19 protein-coding genes and 3 pseudogenes are annotated in these 21,523 nt (G+C 37.2%); 9 read left to right on the top strand and 13 right to left on the bottom strand.

The window, feature by feature from the left end:
• Nucleotides 1-6 precede the first annotated feature (6 nt).
• Nucleotides 7-264: pseudogene (locus tag NKR21_RS06685) on the top strand (dihydrolipoyl dehydrogenase); the annotation flags it as partial.
• 108 nt (nucleotides 265-372) lie between these two features.
• Here the strand turns inward: NKR21_RS06685 and NKR21_RS06680 are convergent.
• Nucleotides 373-1,527: an MFS transporter gene (locus NKR21_RS06680; protein WP_144458536.1), complete on the bottom strand. Its 1,155-nt coding sequence runs from the start codon at nucleotides 1,525-1,527 to the stop codon at nucleotides 373-375.
• Between the two features lie 127 nt (nucleotides 1,528-1,654).
• Here NKR21_RS06680 and NKR21_RS06675 point away from each other — a divergent pair, with 127 nt between their 5' ends.
• The 4 genes from NKR21_RS06675 to NKR21_RS06660 all read left to right on the top strand — a co-directional run bounded on the left by NKR21_RS06675 (nucleotide 1,655) and on the right by NKR21_RS06660 (nucleotide 4,824).
• A complete protein-coding gene (locus NKR21_RS06675) occupies nucleotides 1,655-2,551 on the top strand; it encodes a LysR family transcriptional regulator (protein WP_012009629.1) in 897 nt (298 codons plus the stop codon).
• Between the two features lie 9 nt (nucleotides 2,552-2,560).
• Entirely contained in the window at nucleotides 2,561-3,124 is a 564-nt protein-coding gene (locus NKR21_RS06670) for a GNAT family N-acetyltransferase (RefSeq protein WP_144458535.1), read from the top strand.
• A 102-nt stretch (nucleotides 3,125-3,226) separates the two neighbouring features.
• Entirely contained in the window at nucleotides 3,227-3,925 is a 699-nt protein-coding gene (gene cuyB / locus NKR21_RS06665; RefSeq protein WP_088003169.1) for a cysteate racemase, read from the top strand.
• A 23-nt stretch (nucleotides 3,926-3,948) separates the two neighbouring features.
• Nucleotides 3,949-4,824 carry a LysR family transcriptional regulator gene (locus tag NKR21_RS06660; RefSeq protein WP_012009626.1) on the top strand — a complete coding sequence of 292 codons (876 nt, stop codon included), beginning with the start codon at nucleotides 3,949-3,951 and terminating at the stop codon, nucleotides 4,822-4,824.
• Between the two features lie 116 nt (nucleotides 4,825-4,940).
• Here NKR21_RS06660 and NKR21_RS06655 read toward each other — a convergent pair whose 3' ends face one another.
• From NKR21_RS06655 to NKR21_RS06610, 10 genes and pseudogenes are all read right to left on the bottom strand, one after another.
• Nucleotides 4,941-6,293 (bottom strand): IS1182 family transposase, encoded by a 1,353-nt coding sequence (locus NKR21_RS06655; protein WP_253602410.1) that lies wholly within the window; start codon nucleotides 6,291-6,293, stop codon nucleotides 4,941-4,943.
• Nucleotides 6,294-6,435: 142 nt separating this feature from the next.
• On the bottom strand, nucleotides 6,436-7,263 hold the full coding sequence (locus NKR21_RS06650) for an SMI1/KNR4 family protein (RefSeq protein WP_144457746.1): 828 nt from the start codon (nucleotides 7,261-7,263) through the stop codon (nucleotides 6,436-6,438).
• Between the two features lie 343 nt (nucleotides 7,264-7,606).
• On the bottom strand, nucleotides 7,607-7,906 hold the full coding sequence (locus tag NKR21_RS06645) for a contact-dependent growth inhibition system immunity protein (protein ID WP_144457876.1): 300 nt from the start codon (nucleotides 7,904-7,906) through the stop codon (nucleotides 7,607-7,609).
• Nucleotides 7,907-7,966: 60 nt separating this feature from the next.
• On the bottom strand, nucleotides 7,967-8,422 hold the full coding sequence (locus tag NKR21_RS06640) for a hypothetical protein (RefSeq protein ID WP_144457748.1): 456 nt from the start codon (nucleotides 8,420-8,422) through the stop codon (nucleotides 7,967-7,969).
• A 14-nt stretch (nucleotides 8,423-8,436) separates the two neighbouring features.
• The gene (locus NKR21_RS06635; RefSeq protein WP_260858193.1) at nucleotides 8,437-10,020 is read right to left on the bottom strand and encodes a ribonuclease YeeF family protein; all 1,584 of its coding nucleotides are present in this window, start codon (nucleotides 10,018-10,020) and stop codon (nucleotides 8,437-8,439) included.
• 473 nt (nucleotides 10,021-10,493) lie between these two features.
• Nucleotides 10,494-10,694, bottom strand: coding sequence for a RapH phosphatase inhibitor (locus NKR21_RS06630; protein ID WP_119124712.1), 201 nt, complete (start codon nucleotides 10,692-10,694; stop codon nucleotides 10,494-10,496).
• Entirely contained in the window at nucleotides 10,684-11,802 is a 1,119-nt protein-coding gene (locus NKR21_RS06625; protein ID WP_144457752.1) for a tetratricopeptide repeat protein, read from the bottom strand. The genes NKR21_RS06630 and NKR21_RS06625 overlap by 11 nt, the downstream gene beginning before the upstream one ends.
• Before the next feature lie 206 nt (nucleotides 11,803-12,008).
• A complete protein-coding gene (catA, locus tag NKR21_RS06620; RefSeq protein ID WP_119124710.1) occupies nucleotides 12,009-12,671 on the bottom strand; it encodes a type A chloramphenicol O-acetyltransferase in 663 nt (220 codons plus the stop codon).
• An 86-nt stretch (nucleotides 12,672-12,757) separates the two neighbouring features.
• Nucleotides 12,758-13,585, bottom strand: a pseudogene (locus tag NKR21_RS06615) (sialate O-acetylesterase).
• 115 nt (nucleotides 13,586-13,700) lie between these two features.
• A complete protein-coding gene (locus NKR21_RS06610) occupies nucleotides 13,701-14,615 on the bottom strand; it encodes a LysR family transcriptional regulator (RefSeq protein WP_144457754.1) in 915 nt (304 codons plus the stop codon).
• Between the two features lie 288 nt (nucleotides 14,616-14,903).
• On the opposite strand from NKR21_RS06610, the gene NKR21_RS06605 reads away from it, so the two are divergent.
• Together NKR21_RS06605 and NKR21_RS06600 are read left to right on the top strand one after the other, a co-directional pair.
• Complete coding sequence (locus tag NKR21_RS06605) at nucleotides 14,904-15,701, top strand: dihydrodipicolinate synthase family protein (protein WP_144457756.1); 798 nt, start codon at nucleotides 14,904-14,906, stop codon at nucleotides 15,699-15,701.
• Between the two features lie 87 nt (nucleotides 15,702-15,788).
• Nucleotides 15,789-17,012 carry a CynX/NimT family MFS transporter gene (locus NKR21_RS06600; protein ID WP_144457758.1) on the top strand — a complete coding sequence of 408 codons (1,224 nt, stop codon included), beginning with the start codon at nucleotides 15,789-15,791 and terminating at the stop codon, nucleotides 17,010-17,012.
• Between the two features lie 411 nt (nucleotides 17,013-17,423).
• On the opposite strand, the gene NKR21_RS21160 is transcribed toward NKR21_RS06600, so the two are convergent.
• Entirely contained in the window at nucleotides 17,424-18,542 is a 1,119-nt protein-coding gene (locus tag NKR21_RS21160; RefSeq protein ID WP_144457760.1) for a collagen-like protein, read from the bottom strand.
• Nucleotides 18,543-18,985: 443 nt separating this feature from the next.
• Nucleotides 18,986-19,149, bottom strand: a pseudogene (locus NKR21_RS06590) (peptidoglycan-binding domain-containing protein); the annotation flags it as partial.
• A 643-nt stretch (nucleotides 19,150-19,792) separates the two neighbouring features.
• Between NKR21_RS06590 and NKR21_RS06585 the strand changes: the two are divergent.
• Nucleotides 19,793-20,239 (top strand): MarR family winged helix-turn-helix transcriptional regulator, encoded by a 447-nt coding sequence (locus NKR21_RS06585; RefSeq protein WP_144457762.1) that lies wholly within the window; start codon nucleotides 19,793-19,795, stop codon nucleotides 20,237-20,239.
• A gap of 32 nt (nucleotides 20,240-20,271) precedes the next feature.
• The gene (locus NKR21_RS06580; protein WP_144457764.1) at nucleotides 20,272-21,216 is read left to right on the top strand and encodes an acetyl-CoA carboxylase carboxyltransferase subunit alpha; all 945 of its coding nucleotides are present in this window, start codon (nucleotides 20,272-20,274) and stop codon (nucleotides 21,214-21,216) included.
• Nucleotides 21,217-21,523 lie beyond the last annotated feature (307 nt).

Genomic DNA, 21,523 nt, shown 5'->3' with positions numbered 1-21,523 from the left:
TGAACACTGGCATTAAAAGAATCAGAAGGATTTGTGAAGATTGTAGCCCATGCCGAATCTGGCCTTATTTTAGGAGCACAAATCGTAGGTGCAGAAGCTTCTACTCTTATATCAGAACTTTCTCTCTCTATAGAAATTGGTGCAACAGTCGAAGATTTAGCAATGACGATTCATCCTCACCCAACATTAGGTGAAATAATCATGGAAGCTGCAGAAATGGCTACCCTTAAAGTTGAAAAATACCTTGCACGATCTTTGGTTTAAGTGTCGTTTCTAAAATTGAGCAAAAAAATCGCCATAGCCTATTTATTTAGGAATAGGCTATGGCGATTTCAAATGAGGATTGATATTAAAACGTCGGTCAATTGATCGTTAATTGGATCCTACTTCGCTCTTTTTACCGAGATTCATAGATAGCTGAACGCTAATCATCAGCATGACGATGACAAGCATTGCCACAATAGAAGCATAAAAATGTCCGCTTAGATCGAAAACTAAACCTATGATAAACGGACCGAATCCTCCCATGATATACCCGCCCATCTGCGACATGGCAGACCAAGTTCCGGCTTCCTCTGGAGTATCTGTCTCTATAATCGGTAGCATGAGCGCTAAAGGAAATAATCCACCTGCACCCATACCTAGGAAAATGACAGCTGGCAAGATCGGCATCGGCAGAAGAAGTAAGATAAGACCAATCAGCTCAGACAGACTGCATAAGATGAGAAATAATTTCGGTTTTCCTAATCGAGTAACGACCGCTGGAACGAGAAGTGCCACCGGAATCTGAATGAGTGTAAATATGGTCAGCAGCATAGCAGCATATTGCGGACTGTTTCCGAAACTAAGAGCAATCGGTGAAATCCATGCCGTCAAAGAATAAAACATACTAGACATAAAGCCAAAAAACAAGGTGAATTGTATCGCCTTTTTGTTTCGCAGTGGCAATTTTAGTGGCATGGTAACAAGGTCACTCTGCTCATTTTTGCGAGCAATACCTACCCAGAAAATAAGCGCGATCACCCCTAGAATAGCCCAGCAGGACAATGCAAACGGAAGATGGTGACTGCGTAGATAAATTGGAATGGTAAAACCGGAAGCAAGTGCTGCACCTATTGTCATCGAAATCGAATAAACACTGACGATACCAGGATTTCTCGGGAAATACTTTTTAATAAAACTAGACAATAATGGGCCAGCGAAGCTAATCCCTACCCCTCCTGCAAATGCAGTCGTGAGCAGGATAGCGACCGATTGGCTTGTACCCCGTAGCGCTGTGGCGATCGTGATGAGAAGAATCGAGAAAAAAAGCGTTCTCTCTAGACCGAATCGCCGGCTGAGTGTCGTCGCAACGGGAGCAAATACCCCCATACAAAGAACAGGCAAAGTGGTTAAAAGACTTGCTGTCAGTGCGTTCACACCAAGCTCTGATTGGATCATACTCATCATAGAAGCCACGGACGTAATGATTGGGCGCAAGTTTAATGCAGCTAAAAATAAAGCGGTTAAGTAAAATATTTTTTTCATCAATGCACTTCTTCCTCTCTCAACTTGTTGAAGTTACTTTGAGTATAAATCCGCCGCTTTCATTGATCAATACAATAATTCGTATTATGATGATAGTAAAAAGCTATTATTAATGAAAGGATGACAAATGGATACTCGGCATATTACATATTTCATGGCTGTATTCGATCATTTACATTTCACAAAAGCTGCAGAGCAATTAGGAATATCACAGCCTACATTAAGCCAGCAGATTCGGCTGCTTGAAGCAGAAGTTGGGATGCCGCTCTTTGACCGAATCGGCAAAAAAGTCGTCGCAACCGAAGCGGGTTCGCTGCTATATCAATATGGGATGAAAATGCTTCAAGCTGAAAGAGATGCAAAAAATGCAATGAAAGAACTATTATCTGAAAAACGGGGAAACGTTCGCCTTGCAGTCCTCCCTTCCGATCTTGACTTTCAGCTTGTTCCGCTTTTTGTAGAATTTAAAACACTTTATCCTGAAACCAATCTGAAAGCATATTCAACGATCTTCGTTCGTGAAGAAGTCCTGTCGCATAAGGTGGATCTCGGCATCGGGCTACGAGGACCTGCAGATAAGCGTCTCATTCAAATTCCACTTGGGAGTGAGCCCTACGAATTATTTGCTCATTCAGAAAGTGAATTAGCCCAAAAAAGTGAAGTGACATTGGAAGAGCTGACGGAGCATGCTTTGGTCATGTATCCGAAGGGATATCTAGGAAGAGATTTAGTAGAAGACGTATGTAAAGAACAGGGTGTTGAACTGGACACTGTTATGGAAGTTGGGTCCGCATCTTCATTATTGCAGCTGGTTGAAGCCGGCATCGGTGCAACCATTCAGCCGCGAGGATTGCTGCAACAACAGGCGACGTGGCCAAATATTGTGTCGATTCCTATTGCTGATCCGGCACCTGTTCGTCACTTGGAATTAACTTATTATACAGATCGATTTGTTAGCAAAGCACAGCAGCAGCTATCTGAATGGCTAATAGACTTTTTTAAATCAAAAACAAATGAAAAATGAGGGTGAAATATGAAGAATGCAAACATCGTATTTACAAGAACAAACCGGATAGTGATTCGCCAATTTGAACTACAAGATATTGAAGCATTTTATCAGTATCGAGCAAACCCCTCTATTGCAACATATCAATCTTGGGAAAACTATACGTACGAACAAGCTGAATCATTTGTTCAGCAACAAATGACGCAAACACCTGATCAACCAGGGACATGGTTTCAATACGCCATTGCCTTATCTGAATCCAATCAGCTGATAGGAGATTGCGTTATTCATACACTTGACAGTGAGCCTAGAATTGTTGAAATCGGATTTACACTCGCACCTGAATTTCAAGGAAAGGGCTATATTCACGAAGCCTTGAGTTCATTGATCGAATATATTTTCACTACACTGAACAAGCATAAAATCATAGCTTTTACTGATGTGCGCAATGAAAAATCTATTCGAGTGCTGGAACGTTTAGACATGAGACGCGAAGGACATTTGCTTCAAAATTATATGTCGAAGGGACATTGGATCGACGAATATCAATATGCGATTCTTCAATCAGAGTGGGCCGCTAAGCGCCATTAAAAGACGCTTTTGATCAACCTTCTATATACAGATAGAACTTTTCTATAACGCTCACCATGCTTTCTTTTTTTATAATAGAAAAAAAGAAAGTTGGTGGCGTATATGTCTACAACGATCGGTATCATGGGCGGAATGGGCCCTTTAGCAACGATTGATCTGATGAAAAAAATCATTTCTCATACTCCAGCGATAAAAGATCAGGATCATCTTCATGTGATTGCAGATAATTATCCGCAAATCCCTGATAGAACCAATGCCATATTTGGGAAAGGCGAAGATCCTACAGAATATATGATTGCATCAGCTAAAAGATTAGAACGCGCAGGAGCGGACTTTATTCTGATTGCATGCAATACCGCTCACTTCTTTTTAGAAAACGTACAACAATCCACTCATATCCCTATTATGAATATGCCATTAGAAACCGCAAAGCACCTGAACAAACATCACTATACATCTGTGGGCTTACTATGTACTGATGGCACATTAAAAACCAAGCTCTACCAAAAGGCTTGTGCTCATCACAAGATTGACGTCATGACCCCAAGTGAAGAGCTTCAGAAAAATGTCATGAATGGGATATATGCAGTGAAAGCTGGGAAATTGAGTAAAGGCGAAAGTGAACTGGCATTAGCTTCAGAAATTTTAATCAATCAAGGAGCCGAAGCCATCATTGCCGGCTGTACAGAAATCCCTTTAGTTCTAAGATCAACCAAAGCTGTGAAAGTGATTGACCCAACTGTCATTTTGGCGAAAGAAGCTGTAAAATTAGTGTATGAGCTTGAAAAGCTAAACATTTAAAGAACGTCATATAAGGGGATAACATGAATATTGAGAATATAGAAGCGTTTATTTATGTATGCCAGCTAGGCAGTATCAATAAAGCTGCAGAAGCACTGTATTTAACTCAGCCTTCTGTTTCGGCACGTATTCAATCGTTAGAAAAGGAATTAGACCTGAAATTATTTGATAGACAGAGAAATAAACTATCTCTGACGGAAAAAGGTGAACAGTTTTACCCGCATGCCAAAAAGATTCTCCATTCTTATCAAGAAGCAAAGCATAGTCTCAAACAAACGATGATCCCTTATGAATTGACAATTGGATGCGCATCCTCTATTTCCAATAATCTATTGCCTAACATATTGCCAGCCCTAAAAGAAAAATACGAAAACCTGAAAGTGAAAATTGTCACAGGGCATTCAAAGGATGTTGTCCAAAAAGTGATTAACAACCAAGTAGACTTTGGCATTGTCAGGACTGAAACACATCCTCAAATTGAATCGATTCCTATTTTCAGCGATCCGATTGGGCTGTTCGTCCCAACTTATCATCCGCTTGCCAGCCTTGACAATATCAATATGAAAGAACTAGAAGAACAGCCTTTTATTTTCTTTGACTACGGGTCATTTGATTGGTTGATGCTTCACCGATTATTTCAAAAAAACAACATCACACCGAACATTTCCATTGAGGTTGATCATATGGAAACCGCAAAAAATTTAGTGCTACAAGGAATGGGGCTATCGTTTCTACCTCATCATTGTGTTAGAAATGAAGTAGAACAAGGAACATTAAAACAAATTTCAATCGATCCATCCATCCATTTCAATATCAATATCGAGTTCATTTATAAAAAAGGAAAATCAAAATCCGTTTTCATTGATCAACTCAAACAGTTTTTTCATGAATTAAATTAAAAAAGCCCTTTTCAGGGGCTTTCAGCTTGTAGAGAAACTCATGTTTTTCTACAGGCTTTTTTATTTTCATCGTAATTATGATGGATGAGATTTAATGAAAAAGGCCTCCCACACACCTAGCCTAGCTTCGCTAGGTGTGTGGCAATCTTTTTCATGTTCTGGCACGCAGCTGTGAGGAGAACTTGCTCACTCACATTTTGTTTCCCCCTTAACCGGCAGTAGCGAAGCCCATGCAGTTGTTTTGAATCTGCAAAGCTTCGCTCTATTTTTTCTTTTCTTTTTTTATATAGCTCTTTTCCAGAGACAGTTAGACGATTCTGTCTGATCTTTTCTTTATGTTCTTCCCATATGTGTCTTGAGATGACTCTTTGATGATTTTTCGATCTTGTGCATCTTTCAAGGAAAGGACACGATGCACATTTTTTAGGATCTGATTTGTAGAATCGATAACCTTTTCGATCTGTTGTCGTATATAAAAGCTTCTCACCTTTTGGGCATATGTAATGATCATTTTCAGAATCATACTGAAATTTCCACTTCTCAAATAACCCTCTTGTTGGATGAAAACGTCTATGGGCAATGACACCAAAAATATGGCGATCAGATAAACCTTTACAAATTGGTGTTGTCAAATAACCTGAATCAAGCGCAACAGCTTCTACTTGAAAACCAAATCGTGCGATTTGGTGATCTAACCGATCAAGATATGGAACAGAATCATGGACATTTCCAGGCGTGACATGAGCATCGGTGATGATATTATACTTCATATCTGTTGTCCGGTGGTCTAGGTAGAAAAAGCCTTCAGGCTTGTTTTCGCGATATAGATAGCCACTTTCAGGATCAGTCATACTTTGACGAATGTCTTTTTCTGTTTTCACCTCCTCTTTTACCTTTAAGAGCTTTTTTCCATGTGCCACCCGATCTTCTTGGACTGCTTCTTCTAAATCATTGATATAGTTCTGGGTATCTTGTTCAATCGTTTTTCTCGTATATTTATGTTTATTAGCATTGGCTTTAAGATGAGTTGAATCAGTAAAAAGAACGCGACCTCCTACCATATCATGATTGATAGCTTGAAGCACAATCTCATCGAAAATGTCTTGAAAAATCGTTGTATTTTTAAATCGAGTACGACGATTCCAACTAATAGTGGAGTGATGGGGAACGGGATCATTGATGTTCAAACCTAAAAACCATCTATACGCCATGTTATAGTAAATTTCTTTTTCGAGTTGTCTTTCAGAACGGATACCGTAAAGGTATCCGATAAACATCATTTTGAACAAAATAAGCGGATCAAGGGAAGGACGACCTTTATTTTCACTATAATAGGGTTTTACTTTATCTACGATAAATGAAAAATCAATGTACTGATCAATTTTACGAAGCAGGTGATCCTCTTCGACCAGTTGATCTAGCAATACAAATTCGGCTTCGTGCTGAGAAGAATTTCTAGTGTGGAACATGAGAAAAACACCTTCCTTTAGAATGCTTTTCTCTATTATAAAATGGAGTGGTGGAAAATTTAAGGGAAAAAATAAAGCTGCCGAGATTTTCTCGACAGCCTGAAAGCCCTTTTCAGGGGCTTTTCTTTTTCTTCTTTCACTATCATTTTTTACCTGGATGAATGTCTTCTCCCAAAAAAGCGGTATTAGGTTCACCACTATTTTCTAGAAACTCCCCTATTTCTTTCAGCACTTGATTGATACGGTCATTTCTTGGCATATCTGGGTTTAATAGAAGGATGGAGTGAATCGTTGTCGCTGCTTCATACAAAACATGTTGATCTTTTATCTGTTGAATGCTTTGTTTCATACGATTGAAAAACCATTCAATCTCTTCTGTTTCTTCCATCGGATAATGTGCCATTTTGAAAAGATTCTGCTGACGAAGGTCCTGCCTCTCAAATATGTGTCCAAGCTCTTCTTTACTGACATATAAATCAGAATCTTCCTCCTCAATCTCTACTATTTCGACCATCACATCTTCAGCTGTATATAACTGCCCAATGAAATCATCGAAAGTATCTGCCAGCTTATAATCTACTTCCAGCTCTAAATCGAAATAGTGAATAGGAGGATGTTCCTTCGTTTCTCGATAATCCATTGCGATCCATGTATCTTCTTCTCCGCTGATGATCACAAGTCCCTCAGGCAGCTCCAATTCATCACTTAACTGAGCGCTATTCATAATCCCATCATCTTTGGCGATTCCTCTTAGATGGTCGAATTGAACATGATCCTCTGCCCATGAATTCGGCCGTTCGGTTGGAAAAGCATTACGAACTGTAAAACCACCATTCCATTCTAAAATGAGTTTTTTGTATGTATCAGGTAAAGTGACACCAAGTGTTTCCTCTGCTTCACGAATTTGTTCCTCTTCTATCTTTTTTAACGTAAAAGGACTCTCTTCTTCTTTCTCCCAGAATGATTTCAAAGTGGGGACCTCCTCGTATCTATTGAGATAAGTATAACATTGACCAACTATTCACTTACCATTTTAAAACCTCAAATTACAACCCTGTTCAATCCCTTCCTCCAATAAAGAATTTATCAGTAGATATAAAAAAGACCTAGCTGGAGTTCCAGCCAAGTACAAGGCACTTAAGTGCTCAATGCCAGCATCCGCAGGTTATTCCTTCTGGACAAAATATTCACGTTCGATTTATTTATCTATATCATACGATGATCCACACAGAAAAGAATCTTCTTTTTCTCGGTTTGTTGACCAATAGACACAAAAAACCTTGAAAGGCATTGGCCAATCAAGGTTCATTTTGTTACTTCATCTTCACTGCTTCTTTCATTTCCTCTATTATTTTATTAAACCACTGTAAAGGGTTTAATGAGATCGCCGGAAAGTAGATTTCTGCATTATTTTCGATAAAGTTTTCTTTTTCTTGTATTGTTAAAGTACTATTCAAAAAATCCTGACAATCCTTTATAGTAGACAGCAGACATTCTTTGCTAGCTTCATGAATAAACTCATCAATCGCTTCTTCTGGTGAATCGATATCCTGATGAAATGTGCCACCTAAAAAATCTTCTAACTCTTCTAAATAACTGTCACTCGCATTCATTTTATCATCCTTCATATTATCCAACATAATTAAATTCTCCATTTTAATATCAACTTTAACTTAAATTTGGCATCTTCCAATATGAAGTTCAAAATGTTTTTCTTCTGAATATATTTGAGCGATTTTACCTGTTACTTTATCTGCTACAATTACGTTGTGATTCTCTGAAAATAGCCAAATCTCTTCAATTGCCTTATCAAAATCTAGAGCTTTTACATTAGCCCAAACAGGAAAAGGGTCATTTACTACTAAAATAAACCATTCTTTTTTCTCTTTCAGAAAATCTAAAGAATTTTTTAACCAATCCATAACAGATTCACTATCTGTAATTGTTAAAATGTCGGAAGGCGTGGAATTTATTTGACGAAATTGCTTTAGTACTGCTTCACATAAATTCATCCATTGAGAAGAATCATCTTCAAAATCAATTACTTCAAGATTTGCTAATTGATTTATTTTCTTCTTAGCATTCATTAAAGCTATTTTCTTCTGTATTTTTTCATTTTGATATACCATATTTTCATGCCCCGCTATTCATTGTAATAAATATGATGATCACCATTTGGTCCATAAATATTTGAATATCTCTCTTTTTTAAAATCATAATTAAATGGATTGGCACCCTCTTTTGGTTTCCCTGCATGAGTGTGTAATTTTCCGTCATTAGTATGCTGTACTATAACTCTTTTTCCTTTTGGGGTATCAAAGCCATGGTGAGTTTGGTTAGAACTGTACTCATAATTACTATGTTCTTGCCCCTTCTTAAAAACATTATCTCCTACTTGCCATTGACGAGTAGGCTGTTGCGATCTAGGTATCCCACCTAAATCTTTTGCATACCGCAATGCCCTTTTTCGATTAAATCCTTCTGGACTTTGAGGTTTTACCCCCATCTTCCCATGAAACCCTTTCGCCCCAAACGGTAAAAGCATTCCCAGCGCTGCGTTCATACTCGCTTCCTGTTGTTCTTTCGAGATCTTATTCCCAAACATGTCTCTACCTGTAATTGCTTCGCTGAAGCCGTTTGTAGCAGTGAGTCCATATAAGCCTTTTTGCGATGTTTTTAAGGCGTCAAAGGATTTTTGCGATGTCTTGTAAATGTCGACCGCTTTGACTGCGGCTGAGGTGGCTTGGGTCGTTTTATAGACAGCTTTTCCGCCTTTGAAAATGCGGCCTGCCCAGCCGACGATTGGGATGTAGCCTGCGGCTGCCATGCCGCCTGCCGCGACTCGCTGTCCTGCCGTGAGCTCTTCACCTGTGATTGGATCAACGCCTGTTGCGGCACGTTTTGCATCGTTCACGCCGGTCAGTTCATTCACGATGTTTCCACCATAATCGAGAGCTTTTTCATACCAAGGGCGGTTGGCGAGTGCTTCTTGTTCCTTTGCGATTTCGCGGGCTTCTTCCTGTTCTTTTTTGATTTTCAGATATTCAGAAGTTTGCTTCTCAATATCGCTCTTTGCCTTGTAGATTTCGCTATTTTGATACGCTTTCTTGTCAAAATTCATAGGCGAAATCGCTTTTCCGTCATTTGTCGCATTCATCATTTCAGCGTACAATGCCATTGTAGCTTGCTGTTCCGTCTCTGACAAAGCATATTCATCTTTTAAATTTTGATCAAGCTCTCTTAGTTCTTTGACCGTCTTTTTTCGTTCATCTTCCGCATCTTCTATTTTTTCATCAAAGGTTTGGCTATCAAATACCTCTAGGGAAATGAGGTCATCAATGTCTTGAAAAATCGTTTTGAGTGTCTTTTTTTGATCCTTTACAATGCTTTTGGCATTCTTGATGCCCATATGTACTGCGTTGTCTAAAAAGTGTTCCTCTATAAAGGTATCGCCGCCAAAACTCGTATCATCCAGTGTCCCAGAAACACCTTCATGAAAGGCTTTTTGCTTATCGATAAAGTTGATAAACATGTCTACATTTCCGGCGAGCTCTTTATAAAAGCTTTTAATGTTATCGGCACCTTTCCCAGTGAAGTCGTCACCGAGGTTGGCAACACCTTGTAATGCCTTTTTTAAATCTACCATTTGTTCGCGGAGTTCCTGATAGTGTTTTGCCCTTGTGTCCATGGCACTTGTTAGTGCTTTTGCATCAAGTATTTTCCCCAGAAGAAGTCACTCCTTCCTATTCATTTACAAGGTCAATTTTACCAACAGAGGATTTGTCATGAAATAGGAGTAAAGACACAAAAACAAGACCCAGAGTACTAGAGTTTTAGGTTACTTGTTTTTTAATAAGTAATATCTAGCTCTTCCTAAAAACACTCAAAACAATTTTGATAGATAAAAGGCCATCCCAATCAAAAGAAACAGAACTTTCGTTGTCGTAAAAACAAAAAAACTTGCTAGAGATAAAGACTTCAACGATGATTCGACTGGACTTAAACCAGTGCCTCCTCCCCTGTCAAGGTGAATGACCATAACTAAAGTGAACGTAAGTTCTTTGAAAAAGACTAATTTAATAAGGTTCTATGATGAGCCTTTCTATTAAAAAATGTGAATTTTTGAAGAAAACTGAAAGGGTTGATCCTCAATCCGTCCCCATAAAAAAACAGACCATGCAGGGTCTGTTTTAATTTTGCTTATACGTTTTGAGGTGTTGTGTTTCGGTCTATCGTAGTCGTGTTTCGATCTATTTTTTGTGGAACAAAAGTTGTATTTCTATTCGACTCCTCCATTGTTGTATTTCTATTTGATGCTGGTTTAATTAAGCTAGATGCTTCATATACACCTGCACCTAGAAGGATAATAGAGGTTATAACAACCATTTTTTTAACACTCATAAAGACACTCTCCTTTTTGAATATTATGTTGGGCTTGAAATGCCTTCCTGTAATATTCTGTTGCTTTCTCAAACTTTCCTCTTTTTTCATGAATAACTGCAAGGTTTTTAGTGAATTCTTCTACGAAAACAAACAACTGCTTTTTTTCAAATGTCTGAAGCATAGCTTGAATCTCTTCCTCATCATTACTTTCATATGTTGTTCTTATAGATCGTATTAATAAAATCTCGTGTGGGTTCTCATTATGAGAGACGAGTTTCAAAGCTTTATCCACTAATTTGGATGCTTCATCATATTCTCCTGTCTTATATAGAGCCCAACAAAGATTAACATATATGACCGATTTTACATCGTCCATACCATCTTCTGATATTTCAAGGGACTCTTGATAGTATTGGATAGCCTTTGCATAATCTTGTTTTTTTTCATAATTGTTTCCTATATTTAAAAGTACCTTGGAAATCAACCTATTATCCGCTATTTCTTCAGCGATGGAATAGGCTTTATTCAGATGTATTAATGATTTTTCATACTGCTTAAAATCATCATAATTTCCTGCTATTACAAATAGGCATTGAACTTTTCTGATCTTGTATAACTCGTACTGATCGTAAATTTCAAGCGCCTTTATGATGTGATGCATAGAAACATGCGTTTGTTTCATAATATAGTAGGCTTCAGCCACCTTGAAGTGGAACTCCGCTTGCTCAATATCATCGACAACCAGTGCAAGCTGCCTTTCAGCGATCTTGTAATATTGAATAGCCTGTACATATTCTTTCTTACTAAATTCATGCATTCCCTTAAAAAAAGCATTGTAATATTGCAACATACCGGAAAGTTGATGATTAGAATTCTCAATTTTATCAACCAAATCAGAAACAGAAGGCGATCGTTTTTCTGATGGTTTGATATAATCAAGCATAAGCTGGTGACGAAAACACATCAATTGATAATAAATGAGTAAATCCTGATCTTCTTCCGTCCGTTCAATTTCTTGTTCTACCTCAGCTTTCAAAATCTCTGCATCAGGTACACTGAATTGTCGAATCATTTTATACCATTCATTGATTTTCACACCTACATGTGAAGAAAGAACTTTCTCCATCCCTTATTCCCCTTCCACTGAACTCCCTTATATGACATTTATTATCACATACAAGAATTTACAAAGCACCGAAAAGATACCGCAAAAAGAACAAATATAGCCTCAGTAAACCTTTGGAACATTTTCATTCTCATCACAAAACAAAAAGGCAGACTCATTTCAGTCTGCCTTCATCTTCTAGATTTCCATGAGCATACCTTTTGTCTTCAGGTAATTGGCATTGAATCATTTAACCACTCGTCACAATGTTCAATAAGCCACCTCAAATATTCCACATATTGACCAACGTGATAGCCATCACAAACAGCATGGTGTACTTGAATCGCAACGGGCAAAATGATTTTCCCTTCTTCCACTTTAAATTTACCTATCGTAAATATTGGCAGTAAATAAGCTTCATCTGTAGATACATTAAGGTTAAAAGAAGTAAAATCTATCCACGGTAGACTTGAAATATTGAACATGTTTTCTGGCATATGAGATTTCGGAAACAGCTTGCTGCTTTTGCTAAATGTTTCAATGTCGGCTACACAGCTTTTATAAAACTGAGCAAAGTTTTCATCATAAGGCGTCCAAATACTTGAAAACGTCTTTGTTTCTTTATTTAGAATCGTATAACTAGGATGGAGAATTTCCCAGTAACCCAGTTCATCGTTCACTTGATCCATCCGAAATTCAGGAATTTGCTGCACAGCTCTTGCTAACAAATAAATTTGCACAGGATATACTTTTAGCTTTTTTTCTTTTAATCTTGCATGCAATTTCGTGATGTCGAGATTGATCACCAGGCTATATGAGCATCGGGTTAACGTCATATAATGATGAAAGTGCTCTTTTCGCGGGTAATTTTCGTCTATTTGTTTAAACATTTTTATCTCCTCCTGAATGTGATTTCTTGTATTCAGGAGGAAACTTTATCTGTTTTCACCACCACAATCATCCTTTCGATCTTTGCCTACGATAAAGACTGCAACAACTCTTCGTAAGTTATCTTGCCCAACGTGAATTTTTCTAGTGCTATATATGTATTCTCCGCTGAGGTATTCATTCTATTATGACAATCATGCACTAGCTCATGTTCATTTGGTAATGGTTCATGTATATGTTCTTTTTTTCGACATGCTTCATAGTATCTTATACCAATTCTCTGGGACATCGCACTGATGTGAATTCCATCCGGATTAGGTATAAGACCTTTCGCAGTAACATAATAACAATTTTCATGATCATGTGCATATTTTTGTAGTTCCTCATTAATCAGTTGATATTCCACACATCCTGCGCCAAATGCTGTCTTTCCTAAGAAATCGCCCAAACCACCTATCACAAGCGGAATGTTAGGGACAGATCATTCAGTTCTTAGTTCATGAAATAATCTTCGTATTTTTTCATCGTATTCTTTGTATTTCCCATCTTGACTGTCACTTTCTCCTTGTTGCCATAATATCCCGACCAATTAGCTATCTTCCTTTGCAAATGTAGCTTCATTTATTGCATGACGAAATAATGCCTCATCTCGTGACCACTCATCAATGGAACTGCCACCTTCGGCACATGGAATAAGACCAATTTTTTCTCCCTCATGATCCTTACACCAAGTCTCCGCGAAGGAAGCCGCCAGTCCTACTCCAGCTACTGGCCTATCAAAGTGAATCGGTTCAGTCATCATTTGCCATCTACCATTTCGCAGCATCATGATTCTTTCATTATAAATTGGCGGCACTTCATGTTTGAAGCCTCGCCCCGCCATATTTGATTGTCCAATTAGTAAAAATGACTTCATATCTTTCTCCCTCTAAATATTTTATCAAAAATGTATTTATCTGAACGTTATCAGTTTACCCTTGCGCTGTGATTTCTAGAATTTCAATCATCTCTTGAAATTCCCTTAAAATCTATTACTTCTTTCTCGACTCATAAACATAATTCAAACCAAAAGTAATCTCTTTTAATATATCAATGAAAATGTGAATGGCCGCTCCTAGGTGTTTGTCTTTCCTATAAACGATCCCTACACTTCTAATAAGATTAGCATTATTTATAGGAATAATCTTTAATCGAGGTTCGTTTAGATATTCAAGATAAGGAGTTGGTAAGACCGTTATCCCTATGCCATCTACCACCATATTAATTAATGACTGCATAGTTGTTACTTCAAAAATAGGGTCGGGTAGAAAACCAATATCTTTACAACTTTTGTTGATTAACTGTCTGATATAAAATTGCTCAGGAAACAAAATTGAAGCGGTTTCTTCTAATACTTCTAACCCCAACTTTTCACTTTGTGCCAGGGGATGTTTAACAGGTACTGCAAAAGCCATATCTTCCATGTATAAAGAGATTGTTTCAAATTCATCCCCTTTCATTGGTAAAAAGACAATTCCTAAGTCCACTCTATTTTCTATTAAGTGTTTTTGAATATCCCCAGTACGCAGACCTAGTACAGAAATTTTAACAGCTGGGTATTGCTGATGAAATTTAAATAGTGCCGGTGGAATAAGATAGTTCTCGACTGTTAGTAATGTCCCAATTGAGATCGATCCTCTTTGAAGTCCATTCAATTCATTGATCGATATTTTTGCTTGTTCAATTTCGTGAAAAATATTGCGAGTATATTTTAATAGGAGTTTTCCTGATTCAGTAAGAGTCGTTTTCTTACCAATACGGTCAAACAAAGGTGTTCCAATTTCATGCTCTAAAAGTTTGATTTGCTGGCTTAAAGATGGTTGAGATATTCCAACCTTTTCTGCAGCTTTTGTAAAATGCAGTTCTTGACACATTGTATAAAAATACTCTAATTGCTTTAATTCCATTCTTCCGACTCCTAAATAGAAATTTTCACAAGTACAAACTTTATGATTTTTAAATATTAACATCTAATATACATTATTATACAAATAAAACCATAGGTACAAACTATAGTTATTATATAAATAATTGAATTGTTCTATAAAAATAAGTGTCCTAGACTATTACATGAAGGCTAGACTTACATGCATAAAGAATTCCTTCAAACCGTGTAAAGGAGGTCAGTCAATATAACGAGAACAAGTAACATTTTTTAGAAAGTATAAAAATTTTAATGTAGGAGGTTAAAACAAGTGAAGAATTTAAATGTCGCGATTCCACCCCCCTTTCATGAAGATGAAAGTCTGTACTTGGATGGATTTAAACCAATCGTTGAATATTTAGCTGAAAATGGTATTGATTCACTACTCGTATCTGCAACTACAGGTGAACAAAATTCAATGAGTATTGAAGAAAGGATACAAATTATTGATTTTTTTAATCAGCAGGACTTTAAACATGTTGAACTAATGTTTGGTGTATCAGCTACAACGACAAAAAATGCAATAAAATTGATTGAACGTCTTGAGGATTCAGTTTTCGACTCGATTCTCATTCAATTTCCTCCTTATACCCTACCAACTCAGGAACAAGCGATGTCTTACATGAATGAATTGTTAGAGCAAACCACAAAACATGTTGTTCTTTATAATAATCCTTTGCGCACGGGGTTTGAATTAAGTGCTGACTCATTTCACACTCTTATGAATCAAAAACACTCTAATTTGGTTGGGATGAAAGAAGAGAGTGATGTTAGACGCCTAAAAAATACAACTTTACCAGATGACTTTATCATGTTCGCTGGAGGGGACGTAAACCTCACTGAAAAAATATTAAACGGATGTAACGGACTTTCTAGTATGGTAGGAAATGTTTATCCAAAAGAGATTCAAACATTTTTTAGTGACTTAGTTGCAAATAAGCCTGTGAATCTTCAAAAAATAAATCAATTAATCGATGAGGTGACACGTGGACACGCGATTGTCAATATTAAAAACCATTACAATACTTTAGGCATAAAGGTAGGTAGGTGTCGTTCTCCCATTCGATAATTATTAATTCATTGCAAGCAGGTTCGAATCATTTAATCCAGCTTGCCCCAATTCGTTATAAAAGATTTGGAGGGGTCTATAGCTGCCATGAGTATTCCACTAACGGAGCAAAAGAAAAGATCGAGTATGCAGACAAATAATAAGATATTAACTGTTGTTGGTGTTATTCTAATTGCAGCAAATCTTAGGGCCCCAATTACAGCAGTCGGTCCAGTATTGTCTTCCATTCGTGATCACCTTGATATATCTAACACATTAGCTGGTACAATTCCTACAGCCATTTTATTCACATTCGCATTGTTTTCTCCTCTTGCCCCCAAGATCACTCGCCGTTTCAGCATGGAATTAACACTGTTTATGTCGATAGCATTATTATTAGTTGGAATTGGAATACGTTCTTTTGGTAGAGTGGACACGTTATTTTTAGGAACCGTCATAATCGGTTCTTCAATCGCAATTTGTAATGTTTTACTACCGAGCTTCATTAAACATCATTTTGCAACAAAATTAGGTTTGATGACAGGCCTATATGCTGTTTCTATGAATTTATTTGGCGCTATTGGTTCAGGGATTAGCGCTCCCATTTCTTCATCATTAGGTTTCGGATGGTCTGGTTCCCTAGGTTGCTGGGGAATCTTAACTCTTCTTACCATGATATTTTGGGTACCAAATCTAAGGAACAACCAAGAATCTCTAGATTTTTTTCGAAAAGAAAATAAGAAAAGACCTATCAGCTTTTGGCGTTCTAAGCTAGCGTGGAATGTTACATTGTTTATGGGGTCTCAGTCCTTTGTATTTTTCACAGTCATTTCATGGATTCCTGAAATTCTTGAAACTAAAGGGCTAAATGCTAATGAAGGTGGATGGATGCTATCATTGATGCAACTTTCAATGCTTCCTGTTACATTTATTGTACCTATTTTAGCTGGACGTTTTAGTAAACAACAGATATTAGTATGGATTTCATTTCTATTGCTTGTTGTTGGCTTAATGGGCATTTTATTTGGCGTGTCATTCCTTATACCTCTGTGGATGATAATGATTGGGATTGGCATTGGAATGGCCTTTAGCTTAGCCATGATGTTTTTTAGTTTACGCACCAAAAATACACAAGAAGCAGCAGAATTATCTGGTATGGCACAGTCTTTAGGCTATCTATTAGCAGCGATAGGGCCTATTTTATTCGGCTGGTTACATGACATGACTTATCATTGGACTGTTCCTCTGTTCATGCTAATCTTCATTTCAGTCATAATTTTAATTACTGGTGTAAATTCTGGTAAGAACGTATATGTTACTTCTACTAAATAAATAGCAACATTCATTAAGAATTTTTATGACACATACATCGTAAAGGTTTTTGAGTTTGTAACTTCTTCCCCAATTCGTCCCTTTCAAAAGAAATAAAACAAATATCTGTTGTTAAAAAAACCCTTTCTAAGCAAGGGTTTTAACGATAATTCCGACGACCCGAGAACTATCAACCTCTACCCTGTCAATGTGGATTACTCTAACTGAACATTTATGCGGATTCAGTCTTGAGTGCAGTTGTATCAAGAGGTATGAATACTCTTTCTGTTGAAACAGGGGAAATTGATGAGAAAATATTAAAATAAAAAAAGCCCACGAAAAGGCCTTTTTTTAATCGAAACACATATAAGTTTTATTTATAGAATTCTAAATCATATAAAAATTGTTATATATTTAATTTTCAATAGTGTTTTAAACTGATGGACCATCTGCATATCTATTGATTCGTATACTAGCAGCAGGAGCACTTACAGGAGTACCAGGAGTTACTACAATATCCCTTGGACCAATTGACCCATTTTGCAACTGGACAGTGGTTGGGGTTTCGCTCACTTGAATAACTGATCCACCTCCCAGGTTTCCTCCACTTGTTGCTGGATTACCTGCAGATGAAAATATAAGACCATTCACTATTATATTAAATACGCTATTCCCACTATTTTCTGCTGTAGTCACGTTATATTCTAGTGAATAAAGACCCAGTTGATTGAGAGTAAATGTATCTGTTCCATTAAACGTAATTCCATTTCCTGAACTATAATTAAAGTTAAAATTAACCAATCCATTTACTGGAATAGTTTGATTGTTATTCCGCACTGATGCAAACTGACTCGATAAAAAAGGTCCCGTGGCTCCTGAAACGCCTGTTGCTCCTGTTGCTCCCGTGACTCCGGTTGCGCCTGTAACTCCAGTGGCACCCGTATCTCCGGTTGCACCTGGATCTCCGGTGGCACCTGTAACTCCAGTAGCACCTGGATCTCCAGTGGCACCCGTATCTCCTATTGCTCCCGTGACTCCAGTAGCACCTGGATCTCCGGTTGCTCCCGTGACACCTGTTGGTCCTGTTCCTGTTGCGCCTGCAGCTGCTAAAAGCGAATAATCCGGCGATGTATCAGGCGTACCTGTAGGCGACGCAGAATTCACTAAATACGTACTGCCATCGTATGTCACCACTTGCCCTACTGGGTAGGTTGGTGCTACCGCTGGATTAAATGCCACAATACCAGTTAATCCTACGCCCGTGGCCCCGGTTGTTCCTGCCGGGCCTGCTGGACCCGCTGGACCTACTGCACCCGCCGGACCTGCTGGCCCTCTTCTTCCTCTACCGCCTGGCGGACCTTGAATCACACAAACACAAGGATCCTTTCCACAGCAAGGATTTTTCACTGGTTTTCCTGGCTTACTTAGTCTTCCTTTCTTACAGCTATCACACTCCCATCCATAATTGCCTTGCTCACCATACCAGCGTCCTCTTTTATTATTCCCTGAATGAGATGTATACGATTCCCCACAATATTTACATCTTTTCATAAATAAAATCACCTCGAGATCATTCTATGTACCTAATTAAATAATGTGATTTTATTCCTATATATATATATCTATCACAAATGAATAAAAAGACTAGAATAACAGATATTTATAAAAACATTTTTATCTTAGATAACATATATAATGTTCTTTTTCTTATATAGTTATCAAAAAACATTTGTAAAAATTAAAATAAATTATTCCTTTCCACAAGAAAAAAGATAAAAATAAAAGACCTCCCCCGTAGAGGAGATTTTCTCTAAGTGGGATAAAATCATGAGAGATGAAAGACATGCGGACTTGTATACTATATGTAAGCAGAATCTTAAAAGTAATTATTCAACAATTAAGGTTATACCAATTGGAAATTCAAGAAAGATCCCCCTCTAATGTTTGTGAATAGAAAAAGACCTCATATGATGTGAGGTCTTTTATCTTGATACTTATTTCAATACTTTTTGAAGAGCTGCTTTAGTCTTTGGACCATAGATGCCATCGGCAGCAAGCTCATGCATAAGCTGGAACCGCTTGACCGCATTCGCTGTTTCGGTCCATAGTAGCTATAAATCCCGTTATTTTTTGCTCCTTTATCGTTGTCAAAAAACAAAAAAACCTTACTACGCAAGGGTTTCAATGATGATTCCGACTGGGCTCGAACAAGCGACCTCTACCCTGTCAAGGTGAATGACCTCATCCGAAGCAAACAGACCTTCCCTGAACAAGACTGATTTAATAAGGTTCTATGATGAGCCTTTCTGATAAAAAATGTGCATTTCTGAAGAAACTGATAGGGTTGGTCCCCAATCCGTCCCCATAAAAAAAACAACCCCTTCATGTTCTGTGTTAATTTTGCCTATATGTTTTGAGATGTTGTGTTTCGATCAGCTGCAATCACTGTAAGAGCAATTATTGTAAAACCCTTCTTTAAAGTTATACAAACAATCCCTCTCTGAGTTTTGAGTTGTGTTTCTAATATCTTTTGGTCAGCAGCCATAGCTTCTTCAAATCGACCTTGTTTCCCTACTCATCTGCATATAGTTTCAGCATAAGCGAAACGCTGTTTCTGCTCTAAATACTGAAAGACCTCGGGCAACTGCTTCTCATTTATATTAATAAAATAAAACGGTTTATACCATTTTAAAATACCTCATCCTTATTTTAATATTGGCTTACGTTAAACTTGTGAAAAAAACAAATTCATGTATAATACAATTGATGTATGATACATTAGTTGTAGGAGGGTGACCTTTTTGAAAAGAGAAGATGCCTTAAAACTAAGAACAGATATTAAGAAAATGATTATAATAACTGGGGTTTTTGAATCTCAAAATTTGCCCAATGGACTATTTGAAAAACCTCTACCAACTTCTCAAATGATGGCGTTAGAGGAACTAGAGGTGGAAAAATTAACTGTTTGGCAACTTTCCAATAAACTTAGATTAGAGACTTCAACTGTCAGTAGATTGGTAGATAAGTTAGTAAAAATGGGGCTTGTTTATCGTGAAGTAAATGAAAAAAACAGAAGAGAACTTTTTTTGCACCTCACAGAAAAAGGTCAGATTACTGTTAGTCGCTTAAGAGAACAATCCCTTACATTTTATCAACGTATCCTCAATAATTTATCAGAATCAGAACAAAAAATAGTTGTGGATGGTTTTGAATTATTTATTGATTCTATTTCTAAGTCTTTTGATTAAAGTTAGGTAAATCATAACCTTTGGAGGTTAAAATGAGTTTGGATTTTGAACGTCCTATTATTGAACTAAAAGAGAAATTTGATGAATTAAAGAAAATGATGAAAGAACATAATGTAGATTTATCATCAGAAATTCATTTATTAGAAAAACGTTTAAATAAAATGCAAGATGAAATTTATTCTAATCTTACACCTTTTCAACGAGTTCAAATTGCAAGGCTACGTAACCGGCCTACGACATTGGACTATATACCTTTATTGTTTACAAACTTTCTAGAACTTCATGGTGATCGATTATATGGTGATGATCAAGCAATGATAGGTGGTATTGCAAAATTTAAAGGAATGCCCGTTACGGTTATAGGTCATCAAAGAGGTAGAAGTACAAAGGAAAATATAGAAAGAAATTTTGGAATGGCACATCCAGAAGGTTATAGAAAAGCGCTAAGGCTTATGAAACAAGCTGATAAATTTAATCGTCCTATTATTACATTTATTGATACGATAGGCGCCTATCCAGGGAAAGGGTCTGAAGAACGTGGAATTTCTGAAGCGATAGCTCGAAATCTGTTTGAAATGACTACACTTAAAGTGCCAATTGTTTGTATTGTAATTGGAGAGGCATCAAGTGGTGGAGCTCTTGGCATTAGTGTCGGTAACCATATCCATATGTTAGATTATTCATGGTACTCGGTCATTTCGCCAGAAGGAGCAGCATCTATCCTATGGAAGGACGCTAAGTATGCGCCAGAAGCTGCTGAACATATGAAAATTTCAGCAATAGATTTAAAACATTTAGGAGTTATTGATGAAATCATTCCTGAAATTAGAGGTGGAGCACAAAATGATATAAAATCACAGGCAAAATTGATTGAATCTACAATCGAATCATCTCTAAAAAAATTGATACTATTATCCTCGGAAGAGCTTATACAACAGCGATATGAAAAGTATAGAAAAATAGGAAATTATAAATGAAAATATTTAAAGTCCGTATTGCATTTCGGAGGATTCTTACAAAAAAGTTCTAAATATTTTGTAAGTAACCTCTTAAACTGGATATGCTGATACTATTAAAAGATGTGTAATCGGTCGGTATAGAAAAGGGATTTTTTGATCTAAAAATACTGAGAAACAATCTAATAGATAAAGTTCGTCCCCAATTTGTCCCCAATCAAAAGAAACAGAACAAACATTTGTTACCGTAAAACAAAAACCCTTGCTAGGCAAGGGTTTCAACGATGATTCCGACTGGGCTCGAACCAGCGACCTCTACTCTGTCAAG

The organism is Bacillus sp. 1735sda2, assembly GCF_024159245.1.
In the GTDB taxonomy this organism is placed as follows: domain Bacteria; phylum Bacillota; class Bacilli; order Bacillales; family Bacillaceae; genus Bacillus; species Bacillus pumilus_O.
Note: the sequence above shows the minus strand (reverse complement) of the source record. Positions and strands in the feature narration are given on the sequence as shown.